Here is a 20327-nt window from a genome sequence, read left to right on the forward strand (position 1 = left end):
TAAAAATGAGCATAGTTGAGATGAAGGTTCCTACAATCGGGGAATCAATTACGGAAGTGACCTTATCGCAATGGTTAAAGGCCAATGGTGATTACGTGTCCCTAGATGAGCCGATTTGTGAATTTGAGAGTGACAAAGCTACTTTAGAATTTCCCGCAGAAGCAGCAGGAAAGCTGATTCATGTTGCACAGGAGGATGACGATCTTGAGATTGGTGCACTTGTGGCTAAAATAGATACCAGTGTATCCGCTCCCGGTGGCGACGATTCTGCTTCTAAAGAGGAGAAAGAAGAAGTCTCGAAAGAAGAGTCTGCATCGAAACAACCCTCGGATAAGAAAGAAGAAGCTGATTCTGAAGAATCGGCGGAAAGTGAAGATAGCTATGCTACCGGACATCCCTCTCCAGCAGCTGCTAAAATATTGAGAGAAGGGGGTGTTGACGCTAAAAAGGTAATTGGAACTGGAAAAGATGGAAGGATAACGAAGGAAGATGCTGAGAAAGCGGTAGCCGATAAGGATAGCAGCAGTGCCGAAAAGAGTTCTTCCGTTGCTTCTGAGACTCCAAATAAAACTTCAGAGGCAGCCACCAACGAGTCCAAAAGTAAGGAAACTTTCAGTAGAAATGTGAGGAGAGAGAAAATGAGCAGAATGAGAAGGACCATAGCATCCAGATTGGTTTCTGCGAAGAATAATACCGCGATGCTCACTACCTTTAATGAGGTTGATCTCACAGAGATTATGAAATTGAGAAAGACTTATCAAGACAGGTTTGTAGAGAAAAATGGCATCAAATTAGGATTTATGTCTTTGTTTGCCAAGGCGTGTGCCAAGGTACTCTTGGAAATGCCTGAGGTCAATGCGCAAATAGATGGCAATGAATTGATCTACCACGATTATGCAGACATATCTATCGCCATTTCAACGCCTAATGGATTGGTAGTTCCCCCGGTTCATAATGTTGAATCATTAACCTTTGCAGAAATTGAAAAAAAGATTAAAGAATTGGCTGTAAAAGCAAGGGATGGAAAGCTAAGCCTTGAGGAAATGAAAGGTGGTACTTTTACGATTACCAATGGTGGAATTTTTGGATCAATGATGAGCACACCTATTATCAATGAACCTCAATCTGCCATCTTGGGTATGCACACCATACAGCAACGACCCATGGCGATCGATGGTGAAGTGAAAATAAGACCCATGATGTATTTGGCCTTATCTTACGATCACAGGGTCATTGATGGAAGTTCTTCCGTGACTTTCTTAGTGAAAGTCAAGCAATTGCTCGAAGACCCGACTACGCTGTTATTAGACTTGTAAGCAGGAAAGATGACGTTAGGTGACTTTTTTAATGTATTGAGTGAAAATCCTTCGATTGTTATCTTCTACTTCATAGCGGTTCCATTAAGCGCCTTGCTGGGATGGATTTTTGGAAGAGGAGATGGACATCTTACACCATGGAAGTATTTTTATTGTGCCATTATTTATTTTGCCTGTGTACCCGGAATATTTGCGATTACATTGAGTATTTATCAATTTTTATTTGAGCGGATGTCGGTCAATGAAATAAATATATACACTCAGATCTTACCAATTATCAGCATGGTTTTAACCATTTGGCTGGTAAAAAAGAATGTCGCATTGGATCAGATTCCGGGTTTTGGAAAACTACCTGCCCTGATGGTGATCATCTTAGTCCTTCTTGCATTGATGTGGGCACTGGACAGGACCAGAATCATTGCATTTACAGGATTTCCTTTTTTCTATGTCATTATCATCTTAATTGCGCTTTTTGTTGTGATTCGCGTAGCTATGAAAAGACTTGCCCGTTAGAGTAACCATTGACATAAAATATCAAACTACTCATCCTTAATGAGGATTCACTTTTAAGATTAGAAGTTTGGATGATATCTCGCCTAAATTTCGATGGATTAGAATAAAGCCGCTGTAATCACCACAAAGAGTAGGAAAGTAACTAGAAAGACTACAAAGAAGACAATGCCTATCAATATATATTTGATGATGGTCTTTATGTTTCCTTGTTTGTAATAATTCTTAAAGGCAAAATAGGGAAATAGCAAGCCGATCATAGCCATAAGCCCTGCAATGGTTTGATTGTACTCTAGAGGTACAAGTATTCCTAAAATGATTGCAGAAAATAAAATCAAGGCTGAAAAGAGATGGAGGAGAAAGACAAAATGTTCCATGTAATATCTTTTCCTTCTGATATAAAAGACTTTTAAAATCAGTGAGAAAATGGGAATCACGGCCAGAAAAAGCCAGGTGAGATTGGCAAAAATGAAGTTGTTGAGTGAATTCAGATCGCGTGCAGCCTTTATATATTGTCTAAATGCAATGCGATCTATAAAATTGTTTAGATTTTTATTGGCAACCACTGTATCAATGTCACCATTGTAGATTTCTTCATTGGTATACTGAATGGTATTAGAAATAAATTTAAATGTGTTGGAATCTTTGCCTATAGAACTATTTAAATAAATGGTGTCTGATCGATGAACAAGGTAAAGTTCTTTATCAAGCGAATCCAATAGTGCTCTCTGTTGGGTATTAGTATAAATTTCTCTCAAAGAATCGAGCGTTGCACCTAGAATGGGTTTTTGATCATAAACGACTTTCTTGTTATTATACCTTTGACCTAAATTTAATGTGTCATTATCAAATTTGATGACGTTGTCCAGTTTCAATAGAGAAATCACAGTAAAGAATATGATCACACAAACAATATACAATCTGAGTGGGTGATAAAAAGACGCGCGTTTACCTTCGAAGAATAGTTGGGTCAATTTTCCAGGCACAAAAACATAGCCCAGTGTCCTCCAGAATTTATTTTCAAGATTTAGAACGATGTTAAAAAACTCTTTGATGAATTCAAAGAATGTGATTTTTAAAGGTCTGTTTTTCTGTCCGCAAGAAATACAATAATTGTAGCCTGGCGGATTTTCCGTACTGCAATTAGGGCAAATATTTTGGGTGGTTTCTGACATCAGTTGTAAAATATTGAAATTTTCTTTCAATCTAAGGTAACGTTTGGACAAATTCTTACACTAATAGGCAAAGGTTTATTTAATGATGGCCGAAAGCATGCAAACGCTTGTTTGTATTGCTTTCGGTTCATTCTAACAAGTGGTAAGAAATACAGATGATTATTAAAGATTGGGCTTTGGAGGACAGGCCGAGGGAAAAGCTTTATATGCTTGGTCCCAGACAACTTACAAATGCTGAATTATTAGCAATTATACTCTCTTCGGGAACACGGACCAAAAGTGCATTGGAGGTGGCCAAGGAACTTTTGGCAGCGTCAGATAACAATCTGGATAAGTTGGCCATAAAAGACATTGAGTGGTTGATGGAAATCCAGGGCATAGGTCATGCGAAGGCAATAGCGATAAAGGCAGCTATGGAATTGGCTAACAGGAGAAGTGAGCGCAAGGTGAAGAGACGCAAGATCACAAGTTCAGAAGAAGCCTACGAGGAAGTCAAAAATCTGTTTCTAGATTTACAAGTAGAGGAGTTTTGGGTGGCATATTTGAATAGAGGGAATCGTATACTAGCAAGAGAAAGGATCAGTGTGGGAGGCGTTGCGGGGACGATAGTGGATCCGAAAGTGATTTTTAAGCCGGCCATTTTACTCTTGGCTACTGGAGTAATTCTATTTCACAATCATCCGTCAGGTAACTTGAAACCCAGTCGAAACGACTTAATGTTGACGAACAAATTGATAGATGCTGGACGTCAACTTGACATTGTAGTGCACGATCATTTGATCGTAGGAAATGGAGGATATTACAGTTTTCGGGACGAAGGTGAAATGTGAGAATGATGTTGAATTTAACCTATTTTATGAGTAGAAAATGGAGTCTGGGACTGGCACATTTCATTTGTCAGAGGGTGATTAAATTAAAACATTTTTTATGTGTACAGAATAGAATATCAGTAGTAAAGTGCTTTGGGACTGGCAAATTCCCTATGCCTTAAGATCGTTTATAAAAATTTTGTCTTTTAAAGAGGTCTCTTTATTAGCAGTAAACTGCTTTAGGACTGGCAAATTCCATTTGCCAGAAGTTCATTAAATTAAAAAAATTCATATGTGTACAGAATAGAATATCAGCAGTAAAAATTGCCTTGAGATTGGCACATTCCATTTGCCAGAAGGTTACTAGTTAATAGATCTTTCCCCATTGAATAAAGAAAACCACAAGAAAAATATTGAGATGTAAACTTCAAATTAAGCAACATAGCTAATACTGATTTTAAGTGAACTTGCAATTGATGAAAGGAACAAACCATGGCCGCACATAATGAACTTGGAAAAAAAGGAGAGCAAATCGCTGTCGACTATCTTATCGCTGATAATTACGAAGTTTTAGAAGTCAACTACAGATTCAGCAGAGCAGAAGTAGACATTATCGCCAGAAAAGATGGTTTATTAATTTTTGTAGAAGTAAAAACAAGATCCTCTCTAAAACACGGTTGTCCGGAATCAGGAGTGAACCATAAGAAAGTGAAATTGCTAATGGATACAGCCTATCACTACATGGAAAAGATAAATCATGATTGGGAAATCAGATTTGATGTTATTGCACTACTGTTTCCAAAAAACCGCCTACCTTTTCTGAAACACATCAAAGATGCATTCGTGCCTTAATTTTTTCCATATAATTGCTTTCCTAATTCATATAAATATTCTATCTTTGCACTCCGAATTTAAAAATATAGTCAATTAGGCTATTAAATAAACGATTATGAAAAAAGAAATTCATCCGGAGAGTTATAGAACAGTTGTCTTTAGAGATGTATCATGTGACTATGAATTTATTTCAAAGTCTTGTGCACCAAGCAAGGAAACAACGACTTGGGAAGACGGAAATGAATATCCATTGATCAAGCTAGAGATTTCTTCTGAGTCTCATCCATTCTTCACAGGAAAGATGAAGTTTGTGGATACTGCAGGTAGAATTGATAAATTCAATAAGAAATTTAAAAACTTCGGTATTAAGAAGGACGAGGAACAAGATGCAGCTGCAGAATAATCCCTCCTCTTTTCTATTTTACTGAATCATTAAAATACATTAATTTTCATTGCCCTGTTGAATATTTCTTCAGGGCTTTGTTATTTTTATCACCATGGATTCCAATCTAATACTTTTTGATGATGATTCTCGTGACAAGTTATTGCCATTGGCATATACACGACCGGTCTGCGAGTTAAGAGTGGGTATTTTGACCATAAGAGAAAAATGGGAATTGATGATGAATTGCAAAGCTTCATACATCACCCAGGAGTACCTCTCCAAAAAATATCCTATTCATATCGAGAATTCAAATCTTGTGATTAATGGTGCGCTACTTCCAACTAAGAAATTAGTTGACCTTTTTAGTCAATTAGATGTTAATCAAGCCATTATATTTAACGATGAATTATTGGCAGCCCACCTGGATCGAAAGCAATTTAAGAACCTCGAGGCTGACGTTCCCATTTCACAATTAACAGGTTACGATATATCCGATGATGAATCGGTTCAATTAATTGATGCAGCCTGGAAAATATTTACATTAAATGGTCAGGAAATTGAAAGAGATTTTGACCTGATTACCCAGAATAGAACCACTCAACCTATCAGTCATTCAAATACGATAGTAGGAACCGGAAGAATTTTTGTTGAAAAAGGAGCAAAAGTAGAAGCCTCAATATTAAATACCTCTCACGGGTCTATATATATTGGAAAAGAGGCTGAGGTGATGGAAGGGGCTATGATTAGAGGTGGCTTTGCCCTATGTGAGCATGGAATTGTTAAAATGGGAGCTAAAATTTATGGAGCCACGACGATTGGTCCCTGGTCTAAGGTTGGAGGCGAAGTTAACAATTCTGTTATTCTAGGTTATAGCAATAAGGGACACGACGGTTATATGGGAAACTCCGTGGTAGGGGAATGGTGTAATATAGGTGCCGATACTCAAACTTCTAATTTAAAAAACAACTATACCGAAATAAAGCTTTGGGATTATAGTAGTGAACGCTTTATCAAAACTGGCCAACAATTCTGTGGACTTATCATGGCAGATCATGCAAAATCGGGTATCAGTATAATGTTTAATACAGGTACCACAGTGGGTGTCGCCTCTAATATTTTTGGAACCGGTTATCCTCGTAATTTCATCCCATCTTTTGCATGGGGTGGCTTAAAAGGATATGAAACTTATAGGCTAGACAAAGCTTTCGATACAATGGAACGCGTCATGGCCAGAAGAAAAATGAGCTTGACAGATCTCGACCGGGAAATTATTGAAAGCATTTTTAAGCAATCTTCCAAGTATAGATCCTGGGAATAATGAAGCAGCCATGGTGGAAAAGAATGCTGTCCCATTTCTCAGATATACATATAGAAAGTGTCGACTCCTCTGTCAATCCAGAATTATATGTCTGTTTATCGAAAGGCAGATATCAATTATGCGTTAAGAATGCCATCTATTCTTTCGAAGATAAATACGATAATTTCTGGGACACCTTTGCAATGCTGGACCTGGGTGATTTCATCGGGAAAGATATTTTAATATTGGGTTTTGGGCTGGGAAGCATACCAAAAATGCTTGAGATGAAAGGCCTGAAGGCTCACTTCACCGGAGTGGAATACGATGAACAAATCATCTACTTATTTCACAAATATATGGCTGACAAAATAGAGGCACCCTTGGAAATTATTCAAGCTGATGCTGAAATTTTCATGAAACTGAATGAAAGAAAATACGATATGATCGCCATGGATGTATTTGTCGAAGACCTAATACCTAATCAGTTTTTACAGCCAGCATTTCTCACTGACCTTAAAAATGGTCTCAGTGATAATGGACTTCTGATTTGGAATCATTTATATCACTACGAGAAAGATAGAAAAGCCGCAGATAATTTTTTTGAAGACACTTTTCAAAAGATTTTCACAAATGCGTCTTTTATCCAAACCAGCGGCAACAAGATGTTGTTAAATAAGAAAATTGTACCTTCGCAGGCAAAATAAATCAAGAGTATGTTAACGATAAATGTATATCTCAAAATAGCCTTAATCATCGTGTCCATGATCCTGGGAATATGGCTGACAGCTGCTTTTGGGGTGTGGTACGGATTGTGGTTTATTATCATTTCTCTAGGGCTTCTGGCGAGTTATTTACTTTTGGGAACGGTAAATTCGGCTGCAAAATTTGTTCAAGTTTCCGATTTTGAAGGCGCAGAGGAAAGACTAAAATTGACCTTGTCTCCGAAATTGTTGTACGTAACAAATAGAGCCATTTACTATATCATGCAAGGATCTATTGCCATGAATAAAAAAGACAATGCTCTAGCAGAAGATCTTTTTCAGAAAGCATTGGCACTGAAGCTTCCGACTGATAACGAGAAAGCCATGGTTTTGCTGCAACTTGCGAACATCAATGCCATGAAAAACAAATGGACTGCCGCCAAAATATATCTGAATGATGCCAAGAAACTGAAGGTTTCAGAGGGACAGATTAAAGAGCAGATTCAACAGTTTGATAAAGCATTCTCTAATAGAGGCCAAGCTAAAGCAGCAGCAACCATGGGTCGAAAGGGATATCGACAAATGGGTGGTGGCGGCAAGCGAAGAAGACCTAAAATGAGATAAGGGCTTGAATTCTAACAATTTCCTCATTGTAGTCTGTTTTTTTATTATTTACATCGTATGGGGAAGTACTTATCTGGCTAATATTATAGCCATTGAATCCATTCCCCCATTCGCACTGGTGTGGTCTCGTTTATTAGTAGCCGGCACCATTTTGCTTTTGATCACCTACGCTATTGGAAGATGGCAAATGCCTACTCAATTACAATGGCGAAACCTGATTATATCTTCTATCTTATTTCTTGCAGTAGGGCTTAGCGGGGCAGTATGGGCAGAGCAATTCATAGATTCAGGTATAACTGCACTGGTCATATCCATAGAACCATTGGTAGTCGTCATGTTGATGTGGCTATTTAACAGAGTATTACCCAAGTGGAATAAATTCATCGGCTGTTTCATTGGAATGGTTGGTATGTATCTTCTGGTCAGTCAGCAGGAAGTTGTTGCCGGTCCTGAGGATATCAAAGGAATTGCAGCCATCATGCTTTCAGTCATATGCTGGGGAGTTGGATCCGTTTTTATCAGTAAGGCTGAATTGCCAAAATCAATGTTTACGGTAGCAGCCTTACAAATGCTAATTGCTGGTGTGTTGGTATTCTTTGTCAGCTATTTATCCGGTGATTTAAAAGGTCTTGAAATCTGGAATTGGGAACCGCAAATTTATTACAGCTGGATTTATCTGGTTGTATTTGGATCAATTTTAGCTTACTCGGCCTTTAATTATTTGCTTAAAAATGTATCTCCAGAAAAGGTAGCTACTTCCACTTACGTACATCCCATAGTAGCCGTTTTCTTAGGATGGTTCATTCGAAATGAGGTAATCACCACTCAGACTTTAGTGGCCATGGCCGTGATGTTGACTGGAGTTTATTTCATCAACACCAACATGGACCTTCTACTTGTCATCAAGAATCGCAAAAGAAAAAGCAGCGCTAAATCTCTTTAGCACTGCCAATCACTTGCTTGCTCTCATACCTGATTTCTCTGGTAAAGAGGGGTGCTAAATGACTAGTCGTTATAGGCAATTATATTCTTTGAAAAAATTGACCGTTTTGATCCTGGTTTCAACCTAATTAGATATTTCTCAATTATCTTGGCTGATTACATTGTTAAGACGACACCATTTAAATAAGCCACATATCTTTGGAGATTTTTTTTAAAAAATTAACTTAAGGTCAAAAAAATCATGAAAACTGATCTGGATATTGTCTTGGAGTCACTTGAAAATAGCGTCAGGGAATTAGAAATTGAATTAGAAGACTCAGTCCAGCATGGTGAATTTCAAGCAGCGCATTATCTATCGAACGCGCTGAATGAAGAAAGAAGGAAATTGGAAATATTTAACCATTTGAAAAATCCTTATAAGGATCAGATTCAAATGTTAAAGTCTCGCATAAAAAGCAAAAAAAAATGGATTGAACAGGATAAAAAATCTTGGATTGCTTTTCCTCCTGGTGAGGTTCCAATAACAGATCATCAGAAAATGATTGAAGACTTGCAATCAAAATTGGAAATACTTGAAAACTCAACAACAAGCTACTTTTCGGATAGTACAATTTTGATGCAATATATTCAGGAACTGATCAATGGAAATCTACATATTTTAGAACTTATACTAAAGGAAGAAAAGCTCCAAATCACAAAAAGTGAGGAGGCCATTCTTATACAATTATCACCAGTTTCTAATCTTAATTTTAAATGGCATTCGCTTCAACTTGCTAAAATCAAACTGGATCTTGAATCGAAGAGAATTGCTGTTCCTATTACAGGAAGAGCGGTACAGGACGCTTTACAAATCTTATCAATCATTGTTTACGAACTGTACCCTTCAGTTAAGACTGCCAAGCTTATGGCTCAAAAAATCATTTGAAAGGGTTTCGAGTGAACATCAAACTTTTGACTTTGCTTCTTCCCATTAGCCTGAATAGAAATCACATTATCCTGATCATCAAAAAGTTCAAAAAGGATATGAGAAAAAATGTCAATAGATTTCAATTTTTTAACATTGGCCTTAAACAAATAAAGCACTATGGCATCGTTGCTTATTTCGTACTCCAGTAATTCGAGTTCACTGGCTTTATCATTGACATAAAGATCGATATGGCGATTGGCATATTCCTGGAAAAGGGAATCGTAATCTAAAGTGCTTTCTTCTGGTTTTAAAATATTGAAATGCTCGTTCTGCATCTGAATTTGAAGCGATTTTTCCAGATCGTCGTAAAAAATTCGCTGTTGTACCTCGATTCTTTGAGCATCTTCGTTATAAACAATAGAGCACATACTCAAGTGTAGGTCGTGAAAGGAGTTAAATATGACGAACAAAAAAAGAAATATTTGCATTTAATAAAAACGGATTATGTGTTGAGAAAGTTTCAAACTATTTTCACGCGTCATTGATGAAAAGTATTAAACGCCAAATCGGCTACATCAATGCAATTCTATTCAGTAAACATAAACAGTAATATGAAAAAATTATTTTATTTGTTGACGATTTCCCTTCTAGCTTTAAATGTCAATGGGCAGAAAGAGTGGGAAGGAAAATTCGAGCAATTAGGTCCAGATCTCCCCACACCAAATGAATATAGAACAGGAAGTGGTGCGCCAGGAGAAGATTACTGGCAACAGAAAGTTGATTATGATATGGTGGTGGTTTTAGATGACAACCAGCAAACCATCAAGGGAACTGAGGAGATACATTATCACAACAATTCCCCAGACCAATTGAAGTACTTATGGGTTCAATTGGATCAGAATATGAGAAATAAGAATTCCAATACTTATAAGATTCAGACCAATGGGATGCTTGAAGAAGGCGATACCATTCCTGCTAAAATATTTTCTCAGTATATGGAATCTCCGGACTTAGATCGAGGGTTTAATATCACTTCAGTAGTAGATGTCAATGGAAATCCACTAAAGTACATCATCAATCAAACTATGATGAGAATTGATCTGCCAGAACCCATTGAGTCTGGCGGAGACTATAGGTTCTCTATATCCTGGAACTATAATATTAATGATCGGATGAGTGAAGGTGGACGCAGTGGATATGAATACTTTCCAAAAGATGATAACTACCTCTATACCATAGCACAGTTTTACCCTAGACTGGCAGTTTATGACGATGTCAACGGATGGCAGAATAAGCAATTTTTAGGAAGGGGCGAGTTTGCGCTGGAGTTTGGAGATTTCAAAGTCGCCATTACGGTTCCTGAAGATCATATTGTTGCCTCTACTGGAACACTTCAGAATCCTGATGAAGTATTGACGGTCACTCAGAGAGAAAGACTTGAAAAGGCCAGGAATACATATGATAAGCCAGTACTTATTGTGACCGAAGAAGAAGCCATTGAAAATGAGAAAAGTAAGACACAGGGAAGCAAAACGTGGGTTTTCGAAGCTGAAATGGTAAGGGATTTTGCTTTTGCAAGTTCACGAAAGTTCATTTGGGATGTTCAGGCTGTCAAATTGGAAAATAGCACCCCGCTCGCCATGTCTTACTATCCTAAAGAAGGAAATCCTTTATGGGAAGAAGAATCTACAAAAGCAGTTGCGGCTACATTGAGAGTATATTCAAAGCATACCATTGAATATCCTTATCCTAAAGCCATTTCGGTTCATGCCGCTTCGATAGGAATGGAATATCCTATGATTTGCTTCAATTTTGGTAGGCCCAATGAAGACGGTACATATTCTGATAGAACTAAGTACGGAATGATCGGTGTCATTATTCACGAAGTTGGTCATAACTTCTTTCCTATGATTATTAATTCTGATGAACGTCAATGGACGTGGATGGACGAAGGTTTGAATACTTTTGTGCAATACCTGACGGAGCAAGAAGGGTATGTTGATTTCCCTTCCAGAAGGGGGCCAGCAGATAAGATTGTGCCTTATATGAGCATGCCTAAAGATCAGATTAGGCCTATCATGACCAATTCAGAACAAGTTAAACAGTTTGGTTGGAATGCTTATGCAAAGCCGGCAACTGCCCTGAATATTTTACGTGAAACCATCATGGGGCCTGAGCTTTTTGATGCTGCATTCAAAGAATATGCAGAGCGATGGGCATTTAAGCATCCCGAGCCTGCAGATTTTTTCAGAACCATGGAAGATGCTTCTGCTGTAGATTTAGATTGGTTCTGGAAAGGCTGGTTTTATACCGTAGATCATGTAGATGTTGAAATAGATGAAGTGAGGTGGATGAAAATCGGTGCAGAACCAAGTATGGCAATGGAGGACAAGGACATAGAAGAGGCTCCTAAGAAAAAGAAGCGCAAGAATAAGAAAAGTGAAAAGGAAGAGGTAGCAGAGTCACCCAGACATGATGATGTCCCTGCACCACAGACCGATTTTAGCGCTGGGCCTAAGCCTTTCGTACTGGTAGAAACAGATGACCGTATGTATGGAGAGTATAGAAATAAAGTGGACGATCAGAAGATCATAGATGAAGTAGCTCAAAAGAATTACTATTCTATCAAGTTTTCGAATAAAGGTGGATTGGTAACGCCTATTATTCTTGAATTCACCTTTAAAGATGGTAGTACGAAGCTGGAAAGAATTCCTGCAGAAGTATGGAGATTAGACGAAGACAGCATTACAAAGATGTTTTCCTTCGAAAAAGAAGTGGAGAAAATTGTTTTAGATCCATACAAGGAAACGGCGGACACCAATACTGAAAACAATGTTTTTCCTAAAATGGAGAAAAAATCTAAGTTTGATAAGTTGGATGGGAAAGCTTAATCCAAAAATTAAGTAGAAATGATTTAGCAATGGATGCCTTTAGCATTCGATGTGGTCATTGCATATAGTTATTGAATAAAAAAGACAAGGAGGACTTGAAAATTCAATTTTCAAGTCTTTTTTATTTTTTACATTTAACAAATGATGCGTTGGTTGCTTTTTCCTATTTGTCTCTATTTATTTATAGCCTGCTCAGATGATCGACCTGACTATGAAAATTGGTCCCATTATCTTGGCGATCCGCAACGCTCACATTATACGACACTGGATCAAATCAGTACCGATAATTTGGATCAACTTGGCATTGCCTGGGTTTATCAAACCCCTGATACAGGGCAGATGCAGATGAATCCCATAGTTGTTGATGGCATATTGTACGGAGTAACTGCAGGGTTAAAAGCCTTTGCTTTAGATGCGGAAAGCGGAGAAGAAAAATGGATTTTTGAGGATTCGACTAAAGACTGGCATAGTACAAGTCGAGGTGTTTCCTATTGGGAAAAAGAGGGGGATAAAAGAATTCTGTTCACAAGAGGTGATCAATTGATCGCGCTTAACGCTGACTCAGGACTTCCTGTCAAAACATTTGGAAAAGACGGGTACCTTGACTTAAGAACAGGCCTGCCTTCAATAGCAAGAGAGAAATATATAGTATCTAATACTCCAGGAGCTATTTACGAAGACCTCATTGTGATGCCAACCAGAGTTGCGGAGCAGGCAAACGCTGCACCTGGAGATATAAGAGCATTTAATATAAAGGATGGTTCTCTGGCATGGACATTTCATGTCATTCCTTATCCTGGTGAGAAGGGTTACGAAACTTGGGAAAATAAAAGTGCCTACAAGAACACCGAAGGAATAGGTGCGGGAAACAATTGGGCAGGGATGACAGTGGATGAAGAGGAAGGTATCCTTTATGTTCCTACTGGATCTTTAGCACCTGATTTTTATGGAGGTCACCGAAGTGGAAGCAACCTGTATGCCAATTGTTTGCTTGCGCTTGATGCTTCTACCGGCGAGCTTATCTGGTATCAACAATTGACGCACCACGATCTTTGGGACAGGGATCTTCCAGCGCCCCCGAATCTTCTTGATCTAAACATTAAAGGGGCAAAAAGATCGGCAGTAGTACAACCTACGAAGCAAGGTTATGTCTATGTTTTCGATAAGTACACAGGAGAGCCATTGTTTCCCATAGAAGAAAGGCCTGTTCCCTCATCCAATCTAGAAGAAGCCTGGCCTACCCAACCTTTACCAACTAAACCTCTGCCATTCGCTCGTTTGTCATCAGAGTTATCGGACAAAGATATTAGTCCCTATGCTCCAAATCCGGATGAAATTAAGAGATTGATGCAAGCGAGCCATCGGGACTTTTATCATCCACCGGACACCATTCCCACCCTTTTGCTTCCTGGCTACGATGGAGCGGCAGAGTGGGGCGGAGCAGGAGTAGACCCGAAAAATGGCATCATTTATATCAATTCAAATGAAATGGCCTGGATACTTAAAATGGAAAAAGTAGCTGACTTGGAAGGCAAGCAGGTAGCCAGAGGCGCTTACCAATACAAGCAATATTGCTCTAGCTGCCATGGTGCAAATATGGAAGGGAATGCATTGAGTGGTTATCCTGCCTTAAAAAGTGTAAATGAAAAGTTCAACAGACCACAAATCATGGAGATGATAAATTATGGCAAAGGAATGATGCCCGGTTTTGAATTTATTGATCAGAAAGATAAGGATGCCATTATTAACTTTTTATTCGACAAGGATGATGAAATGATTACGGTGCATGAAAGTTCAGAGCTTCGATATAATATACCCTACAAACATACAGGATATCAGAAATTTTTGGACGCCAATGGACTTCCTGCAATTAGTCCACCCTGGGGAACACTGAGTGCCATTGACTTAAACACCGGTGAGTATTTATGGAAAAACGTATTTGGTGAAATAGACAGTCTGATGGAATTAGGTCATCCTGCAACTGGGTCTGAGAACTATGGCGGTCCCATAATCACTGAAAATGGCTTATTAATTATCGCGGCTACTAAGGATGGTAAGGTAAGAATATACGATAGGTATACTGGGGAATTGCTATGGTGGGATAGATTACCAGCTGCCTCTTTTGCAACACCGACGACTTATATGGCTGGAAACAAACAATATCTTGTCTTTGCTTGTGGAGGTGAAAAGTTAGGAACAAAACCTGGACATCAGTTGGTAGCCTATGCTATTGACGATGAAAATTAAGCTGTTATTGATTTAGTTTCTATAAGGGAGAACATTCTTAAACTTCAAGGTATTAGAAAGATATGAAAGCGTATTTTTTCACCTTTATAATGATCTCTATGGTGACCATGACAAACAAGGTTTATTACCTCACAGAATTTAAAGTGAACGATCCCGAATGGTATATTGTCAATGACGGAGTAATGGGTGGACTTTCGGAAAGCCAGATCGTGACCGAGGAAGACAAAGCTATATTTAGTGGGAATGTGTCACTGAAGAATAATGGCGGATTTGCCTCTGTCAGAATGCCAATCAAAGAACAATTGCCTTCCAATTTTAACAAAGTAATCATTAGGCTGAAAGGGGATGGCAAGCAATATCAATTTAGACTACGTAAAGAGAATGACTTTGATGGACTTGCTTACGATTACGGTTTTTCAACACCAAAAGGACAGTGGGAGAAGATCGAAATTCCGTTGAGTGAAGTTGTCGGAACTTTCCGAGGTAGAAAGTTTCCAGACAAAACGGGTGTCTCTTCTGATGAGATCCAACAAATCGGTATTCTCATAGCAGATAAACAAGAGGGTTCATTTCAGCTGGAGCTAGATTACATTGCACTCAGCGAATAATATTATAATAGTTTTAACAGCTTTTTAAAATCTTAATGGTGTATATCTTGTTATAATTGTAATATAATTTGGCAAGATATGAGTGCAACAGCAAAGAAGAGCAAATATTCACCGGGAGTGTTATCCTTACTTCCCATTTTCTATGTTACCTGGTCAGATACGGTACTAAGTCCCACTGAAATAAAGTTGATTCGCAAAAGAATTCAAGATTTAACGTTTCTGACTTTTTCTGACAAAAGACAGTTGGTTAAATGGCTTAATCCGGCGAAACCACCCAGTGCGGAGGATTTTAAGGAGTGGATCAAAGTGATCAGAAAACACGCTCCTGAAATGGAAGAGGATGAGAAAATGGATTTGAGCGTGTTGGGGCTTAAAATTGCTCAAGCCAGTACTTCAGGAGATAAAGACGAGGTGTGGAGGGCTCCTAGAACGAGAAAGGCACTCAAGGAAATAGAGGAAGCCTTAGGCATAGAAAGTGAGATCAGTAAAGTTTTGATTCAGACCAAGCTGCAACCAGAAAGTAGTACGGTAGAAATCAGCAATGAAGGCAGTTTTGATCCCAAAACAATGCAGATGATTTTAGATGGAAAACATGGCGAATTAATCAATAGAATCAAGCAGTTACTCAGAGATCCGGTTTTTGAACATAAGATCATTAGGGATAAAGAAGAACATCGCTTAAGAGTGCTAAATCAGGTGAAGTTACTGGCAGATCAGGGCATCAGTAAGTTCGCCTTCCCCGAAAAGTATGGGGGTAAAGGAGATGTGGCTAAAAGCATTGCAGCTTTTGAAGGTCTGTCCTTTCATGATTTTTCTATGCTGATCAAGTTTGGCGTACAGTTTGGTTTGTTCGGAGGTGCTTTATATGGTTTAGGAACAGAACGCCACTTCGAAAAATATCTGGAGGACATGATGAAGCTGAATCTACCGGGTTGTTTCGCCATGACTGAGACAGGTCACGGCTCTAACGTACGTGGATTGACCACGACAGCTACCTACAATCATGATAAAAAGACCATAGTCATCCATTCTCCGGATCACGATTCCGGAAAGGAATACATTGGAAATGCCATGCATTCAAGAATGGCTGCTGTATTTGCACAACTTATGGTTAATGGAGAAAATCAGGGGGTACATGCTCTTTTGGTGCCTTTGAGGGACAGGCATCATAATTTGTTGCAAGGTATAAAGGTCGAAGATTGTGGCTATAAATTGGGGCTAAATGGTGTCGATAACGGTAGAATATGGTTTGATAATGTCGAAATTCCCAAAGAAAATTTACTTAATAAATACGGAGATATTGACGAGGATGGCCATTATATCAGTTCGATCGAAAATCCATCCAAACGATTTTTTACCATGCTTGGGGCTTTAGTAGCAGGCAGGGTAAGTGTTGGAATAGGCGGTAATACAGGAGCAAAGTCTGCTCTTGCGATTGCGATTAAATATGCCATAAAGAGAAGGCAATTTGCTCCTAAAGATGGAGAACAGGAGACACTTATTATGGATTACCCTTCACACCAAAGAAGACTCATTCCTAAATTAGCCAAAACATATGCCTTAAATTTTGCGCTCCATGATTTGCAGGATTTTTATACCAAGCAATATGGGACCGGTGAAATGCGGGAGGTAGAAACTCTGGCAGCAGGATTAAAAGCATACGCTACCTGGCACGCCACGGAAACCATTCAGGAGTGCAGAGAGGCATGTGGTGGAAAGGGTTACTTAATGGAAAATCGAATAGCTGATATCAAAGGAGATACGGACATATTTACCACCTTCGAAGGGGATAATACCGTATTGATGCAGTTGGTAGCAAAAGCATTAATGTCAGAATTTAGAGATAACTTCAATGATGGCGGATACATGGCCATCATTAGATTTCTCGCTGGCAGATTTACTACTTCAATTACTGAATTAAACCCCATTACCATCCGCAATACCAATGCAGAGCATCTTCTGGATGAAGACTTTCATCGCAGTGCGTTTGATTATAGAGCACAGAAATTGACCATCACTGTTGGTCAGAGAATGCGCAACTATTTAAAGCGCAGGATCACCCCTTATCAGGCTTATTTAAGATGTCAAAACCATATGCAAACGATGGCAGAAGCCTATATAGAAAAAATCATTCTGGAAAAGTTTTATCAGAAGATTGCTGAAACCGAAGATGCGGCTTGTGCAACGACTTTGACCAAGTTATGCCAATTGTACGCACTGGATACCATGCAGAAGCATAAGGGTTGGTACCTGGAAAACGATTATGTAACTGGGAATAAAACCAAAGCCATCAGAAGGGTGGTCAATAAGCTGGTGCAGGAGCTCAGACCTGAAGTACTGAGTTTGGTCGAAGCTTTTAACATTCCGGATGAATTACTTGGAGCCAGGATAGTAACCTGAAAATTTTATCTTTGGCCTAAAGTTTAGATTTATGAAAATATTGACAGGGCATACCACATTATTGACTGGAGGATCAAGAGGGATAGGAGAGGCCATCGCTGAAAGATTCGCCGCACAAGGTTCGAATGTTGCTTTTACTTATGTTTCTTCAGCTGATAAGGCCAATGCATTGGCAGACCGTCTGAGCGAGGAATATGGGGTCATGGTCAAGGCATACCAGTCAGATGCCAGCTCCTTCGAAGAGGCACAATTGCTGGTGGACAAAGTCATTGAAGCCTATGGCAAAATAGATACTTTAATTAACAACGCGGGAATTACTAAGGACACATTGATGCTTAGGATGTCGGAAGAACAGTGGGATCGAGTGATCGACGTCAATCTGAAATCTGTTTTCAATCTTACCAAGCACTGTTTAAAACCAATGCTTAAAGCCAGGAGAGGTTCGATCATCAATATGAGCTCGGTTGTAGGTGTCTTTGGAAATGCTGGGCAAGCCAATTACGCGGCATCTAAAGCGGGAATAATCGGATTTACCAAGTCTATTGCAAAGGAAGTAGGCACGAGAAGTATAAGGTGTAATGCTGTTGCTCCCGGATTTATTGAAACAGATATGACCGAAGAGTTAGACGATAAAACCAAAGATTCATTTTTAACCAATATTCCTATGAAAAGATTGGGAACCGGGGAGGAAGTAGCTAATACTTGCCTGTACCTGGCTTCAGACCTTTCGGAATATGTGACGGGTCAGGTCATTAGTGTATGTGGTGGATTAAATACTTAATTTTCCTATTACTGATAACGTTTTGGTGCTGCAATTCCAGAGTGTCTGAACTTTCTGTGACACCTGAATTAATGGAAGAATTAAGTCTTGAACACGTCGGTGTTTCGGAAAATGATTGTCATGTCATTGAGTCCTACATACCTGACACAACAATACCCTATGCTGATAATTTATTGCACATCAGAATGAACTTTCACTTCATGAATACTTCTGATTGGAGCAACAATTTTACCGGGGAGAGAGGAATTTACTATGCCAAAGAACTGGTGAGGTATGCCAATGAGAAGCTATTTTATAATCAAAAAATGAGACTTCCTGAAGGAAATGACACCCCTGTCTATTACCCTGGTTACAGGTATGATTTGCAGGAAGACGGTATTTACTTTCACGCCGACGATGAACTTTGCTTTTATATCAATGAAGGAAAGAGTAACAACTACAAGCGAGATGTCATTGATAAATACAGCGTTGGTGAAGATTCTATACTCAATGTTTTTTTTATGGTTCATCATCCTGATTCGGTTCGCTCTGATACCTACAGTGCCAGTAGTGCAGGGATCGCGCTGGGAAAAAGCTTAAAGTTGGGTGTGAAATTTGATCCTAATGAAGAGCCATGGCGGCACTCATCATTACTGAACCATGAAGTAGGACACGTTCTGGGTTTGAGGCATACCTGGAATCTCAATGATGGCTGTGATGATACGCCGAAAAACGCCAATTGCTATGGAGCAACAGAATCAGGAAGGTGCAAAGCGCCTACATCCAATAATATGATGGACTATAACAATGCACAAAACGCTGTGACGCCATGCCAGATTGGAAAAATGCGTATGCAAATGGCTAATTTAAATTCCAGACAAAGAGACTTACTCGATAAGAAATGGTGTGAACTTGATACCCTTAGAAATGTGATCATCAATAAGCCTGTCCACTGGACTGGTGCTAAAGATTTACGAGGAAATATTATCATACAGGAAGGCGGAAGCTTGATGGTTTCGTGTAGATTATCAATGCCCCCATCTAGTGAAATAAGAGTAGAACCGGGTGGTGAACTGATATTGAATGAGGCTCGGATATACAATGATTGTAATCTGCAATGGAAAGGCATCGTGGTCGTAAAAGAAGGCAGAAATCAGGGAAAAGTTTACAGGAGAGGTGCCGTAAAGCTTGAAAACGTCAAAGGTCTCCCAGCTGTGGCCGAATGATGATTTCTTCAACCACTGCCGAAGAACTTAATTGATAAGCGGACCACAAGGCTTCCGCAACATCACTGGCCTTCATTAGTCGCTCTTCTGGGAGGTCAACACCATCCCACGAATGGGACCAGGTAGCTCCTGGCATGATTGCAGTGACCTTTATACCTTTGTTCTTCAGCTCTTCTCTTAAGACTTTCGAAAATCCCAGTAAGGCAAATTTACTGATAGAGTAGGAGCCGCCATTTGGATAAGCTATTAAACTTGCTACGGAACACATATTGAAAATATGCCCTTGGTTTCTTTCCAGAAACTTCGGTAAAAGTGCTTTGGTAAAATAATAGGCGCTGTATAAATTGGTTTCAATTTGAGATTCAAGAATTCCATCCTCTTCTTTATGAACTTCACCTGGAATAAATACTCCTGCATTATTTACCAGTATTTCAACAGTTTTCCATTGCTTTTTAACTAGTTCTGCAAAGGCCGTGACCTCAGACTTAATACTCATGTCTGTAGGCTTGCTTATGAATTCAATGTTAGGATGTTTTGCTTTTAATGCCTTTTCCATAGCTATAAGATCGGCAGAACTACGAGAGCAAATGGCCAGATTGGAACCTTCTTGCGCTAATCTTTCAGCAATAGCTCTTCCGATTCCCTTGGTTCCACCCGTTATTATAGCGTTCATGTTATAAGTTTATGAAATACTA

19 protein-coding genes are annotated in these 20327 nt (G+C 39.1%); 16 read left to right on the forward strand and 3 right to left on the reverse strand.

The window, feature by feature from the left end:
* Positions 1 to 5: 5 nt before the first annotated feature.
* Positions 6 to 1316, forward strand: coding sequence for a 2-oxoglutarate dehydrogenase complex dihydrolipoyllysine-residue succinyltransferase (odhB, locus tag L2567_RS05000; RefSeq protein ID WP_235296644.1), 1311 nt, complete (start codon positions 6 to 8; stop codon positions 1314 to 1316).
* A 9-nt stretch (positions 1317 to 1325) separates the two neighbouring features.
* On the forward strand, positions 1326 to 1829 hold the full coding sequence (locus L2567_RS05005; protein WP_235296646.1) for a hypothetical protein: 504 nt from the start codon (positions 1326 to 1328) through the stop codon (positions 1827 to 1829).
* A 98-nt stretch (positions 1830 to 1927) separates the two neighbouring features.
* On the opposite strand, the gene L2567_RS05010 is transcribed toward L2567_RS05005, so the two are convergent.
* Positions 1928 to 3001 (reverse strand): DUF3667 domain-containing protein, encoded by a 1074-nt coding sequence (locus L2567_RS05010; RefSeq protein ID WP_235296647.1) that lies wholly within the window; start codon positions 2999 to 3001, stop codon positions 1928 to 1930.
* 155 nt (positions 3002 to 3156) lie between these two features.
* Here L2567_RS05010 and radC point away from each other — a divergent pair, with 155 nt between their 5' ends.
* The 8 genes from radC (at position 3157) to L2567_RS05050 (ending at position 9518) form a co-directional block, all read left to right on the forward strand.
* Positions 3157 to 3831 (forward strand): RadC family protein, encoded by a 675-nt coding sequence (gene radC / locus L2567_RS05015; RefSeq protein WP_235296648.1) that lies wholly within the window; start codon positions 3157 to 3159, stop codon positions 3829 to 3831.
* A gap of 471 nt (positions 3832 to 4302) precedes the next feature.
* On the forward strand, positions 4303 to 4662 hold the full coding sequence (locus tag L2567_RS05020; RefSeq protein ID WP_235296649.1) for a YraN family protein: 360 nt from the start codon (positions 4303 to 4305) through the stop codon (positions 4660 to 4662).
* A gap of 97 nt (positions 4663 to 4759) precedes the next feature.
* Positions 4760 to 5047, forward strand: a complete 288-nt coding sequence (locus L2567_RS05025) for a type B 50S ribosomal protein L31 (protein WP_235296650.1) — start codon at positions 4760 to 4762, stop codon at positions 5045 to 5047.
* A gap of 94 nt (positions 5048 to 5141) precedes the next feature.
* Positions 5142 to 6347, forward strand: a complete 1206-nt coding sequence (locus L2567_RS05030) for a GlmU family protein (RefSeq protein ID WP_235296651.1) — start codon at positions 5142 to 5144, stop codon at positions 6345 to 6347.
* A complete protein-coding gene (locus L2567_RS05035; protein WP_235296652.1) occupies positions 6347 to 7030 on the forward strand; it encodes a spermidine synthase in 684 nt (227 codons plus the stop codon). Before L2567_RS05030 ends, L2567_RS05035 begins: the two co-directional genes overlap by 1 nt.
* 9 nt (positions 7031 to 7039) lie before the next feature.
* Positions 7040 to 7651, forward strand: a complete 612-nt coding sequence (locus tag L2567_RS05040; RefSeq protein ID WP_235296653.1) for a tetratricopeptide repeat protein — start codon at positions 7040 to 7042, stop codon at positions 7649 to 7651.
* 4 nt (positions 7652 to 7655) lie between these two features.
* Positions 7656 to 8594 carry an EamA family transporter gene (locus L2567_RS05045; RefSeq protein WP_235296654.1) on the forward strand — a complete coding sequence of 313 codons (939 nt, stop codon included), beginning with the start codon at positions 7656 to 7658 and terminating at the stop codon, positions 8592 to 8594.
* A 240-nt stretch (positions 8595 to 8834) separates the two neighbouring features.
* Positions 8835 to 9518 carry a hypothetical protein gene (locus tag L2567_RS05050; RefSeq protein WP_235296656.1) on the forward strand — a complete coding sequence of 228 codons (684 nt, stop codon included), beginning with the start codon at positions 8835 to 8837 and terminating at the stop codon, positions 9516 to 9518.
* Here L2567_RS05050 and L2567_RS05055 read toward each other — a convergent pair.
* Positions 9503 to 9988, reverse strand: coding sequence for a DUF6702 family protein (locus tag L2567_RS05055; RefSeq protein WP_235296657.1), 486 nt, complete (start codon positions 9986 to 9988; stop codon positions 9503 to 9505). The two genes, L2567_RS05050 and L2567_RS05055, sit on opposite strands and share 16 nt — an antisense overlap.
* Positions 9989 to 10111: 123 nt before the next feature.
* Between L2567_RS05055 and L2567_RS05060 the strand changes: the two genes are divergently transcribed.
* The 6 genes from L2567_RS05060 to L2567_RS21115 all read left to right on the forward strand — a co-directional run bounded on the left by L2567_RS05060 (position 10112) and on the right by L2567_RS21115 (position 19632).
* A complete protein-coding gene (locus L2567_RS05060; RefSeq protein WP_235296658.1) occupies positions 10112 to 12391 on the forward strand; it encodes a M1 family metallopeptidase in 2280 nt (759 codons plus the stop codon).
* A 144-nt stretch (positions 12392 to 12535) separates the two neighbouring features.
* Positions 12536 to 14638 carry a pyrroloquinoline quinone-dependent dehydrogenase gene (locus L2567_RS05065; protein ID WP_235296659.1) on the forward strand — a complete coding sequence of 701 codons (2103 nt, stop codon included), beginning with the start codon at positions 12536 to 12538 and terminating at the stop codon, positions 14636 to 14638.
* A 62-nt stretch (positions 14639 to 14700) separates the two neighbouring features.
* The gene (locus L2567_RS05070; protein WP_235296660.1) at positions 14701 to 15246 is read left to right on the forward strand and encodes a CIA30 family protein; all 546 of its coding nucleotides are present in this window, start codon (positions 14701 to 14703) and stop codon (positions 15244 to 15246) included.
* Between the two features lie 78 nt (positions 15247 to 15324).
* Entirely contained in the window at positions 15325 to 17646 is a 2322-nt protein-coding gene (locus L2567_RS05075; RefSeq protein ID WP_235296661.1) for an acyl-CoA dehydrogenase family protein, read from the forward strand.
* A 31-nt stretch (positions 17647 to 17677) separates the two neighbouring features.
* Positions 17678 to 18427: a 3-oxoacyl-[acyl-carrier-protein] reductase gene (gene fabG / locus L2567_RS05080; protein WP_235296662.1), complete on the forward strand. Its 750-nt coding sequence runs from the start codon at positions 17678 to 17680 to the stop codon at positions 18425 to 18427.
* 41 nt (positions 18428 to 18468) lie between these two features.
* Positions 18469 to 19632, forward strand: coding sequence for a M43 family zinc metalloprotease (locus tag L2567_RS21115; RefSeq protein ID WP_235296663.1), 1164 nt, complete (start codon positions 18469 to 18471; stop codon positions 19630 to 19632).
* On the opposite strand, the gene L2567_RS05090 is transcribed toward L2567_RS21115, so the two are convergent.
* The gene (locus L2567_RS05090; protein ID WP_235296664.1) at positions 19604 to 20305 is read right to left on the reverse strand and encodes an SDR family oxidoreductase; all 702 of its coding nucleotides are present in this window, start codon (positions 20303 to 20305) and stop codon (positions 19604 to 19606) included. The two genes, L2567_RS21115 and L2567_RS05090, sit on opposite strands and share 29 nt — an antisense overlap.
* Between the last annotated feature and the right edge of the window lie 22 nt (positions 20306 to 20327).

Source organism: Portibacter marinus (assembly GCF_021533195.1).
Taxonomy (GTDB): Bacteria; Bacteroidota; Bacteroidia; order Chitinophagales; family Saprospiraceae; genus Portibacter; species Portibacter marinus.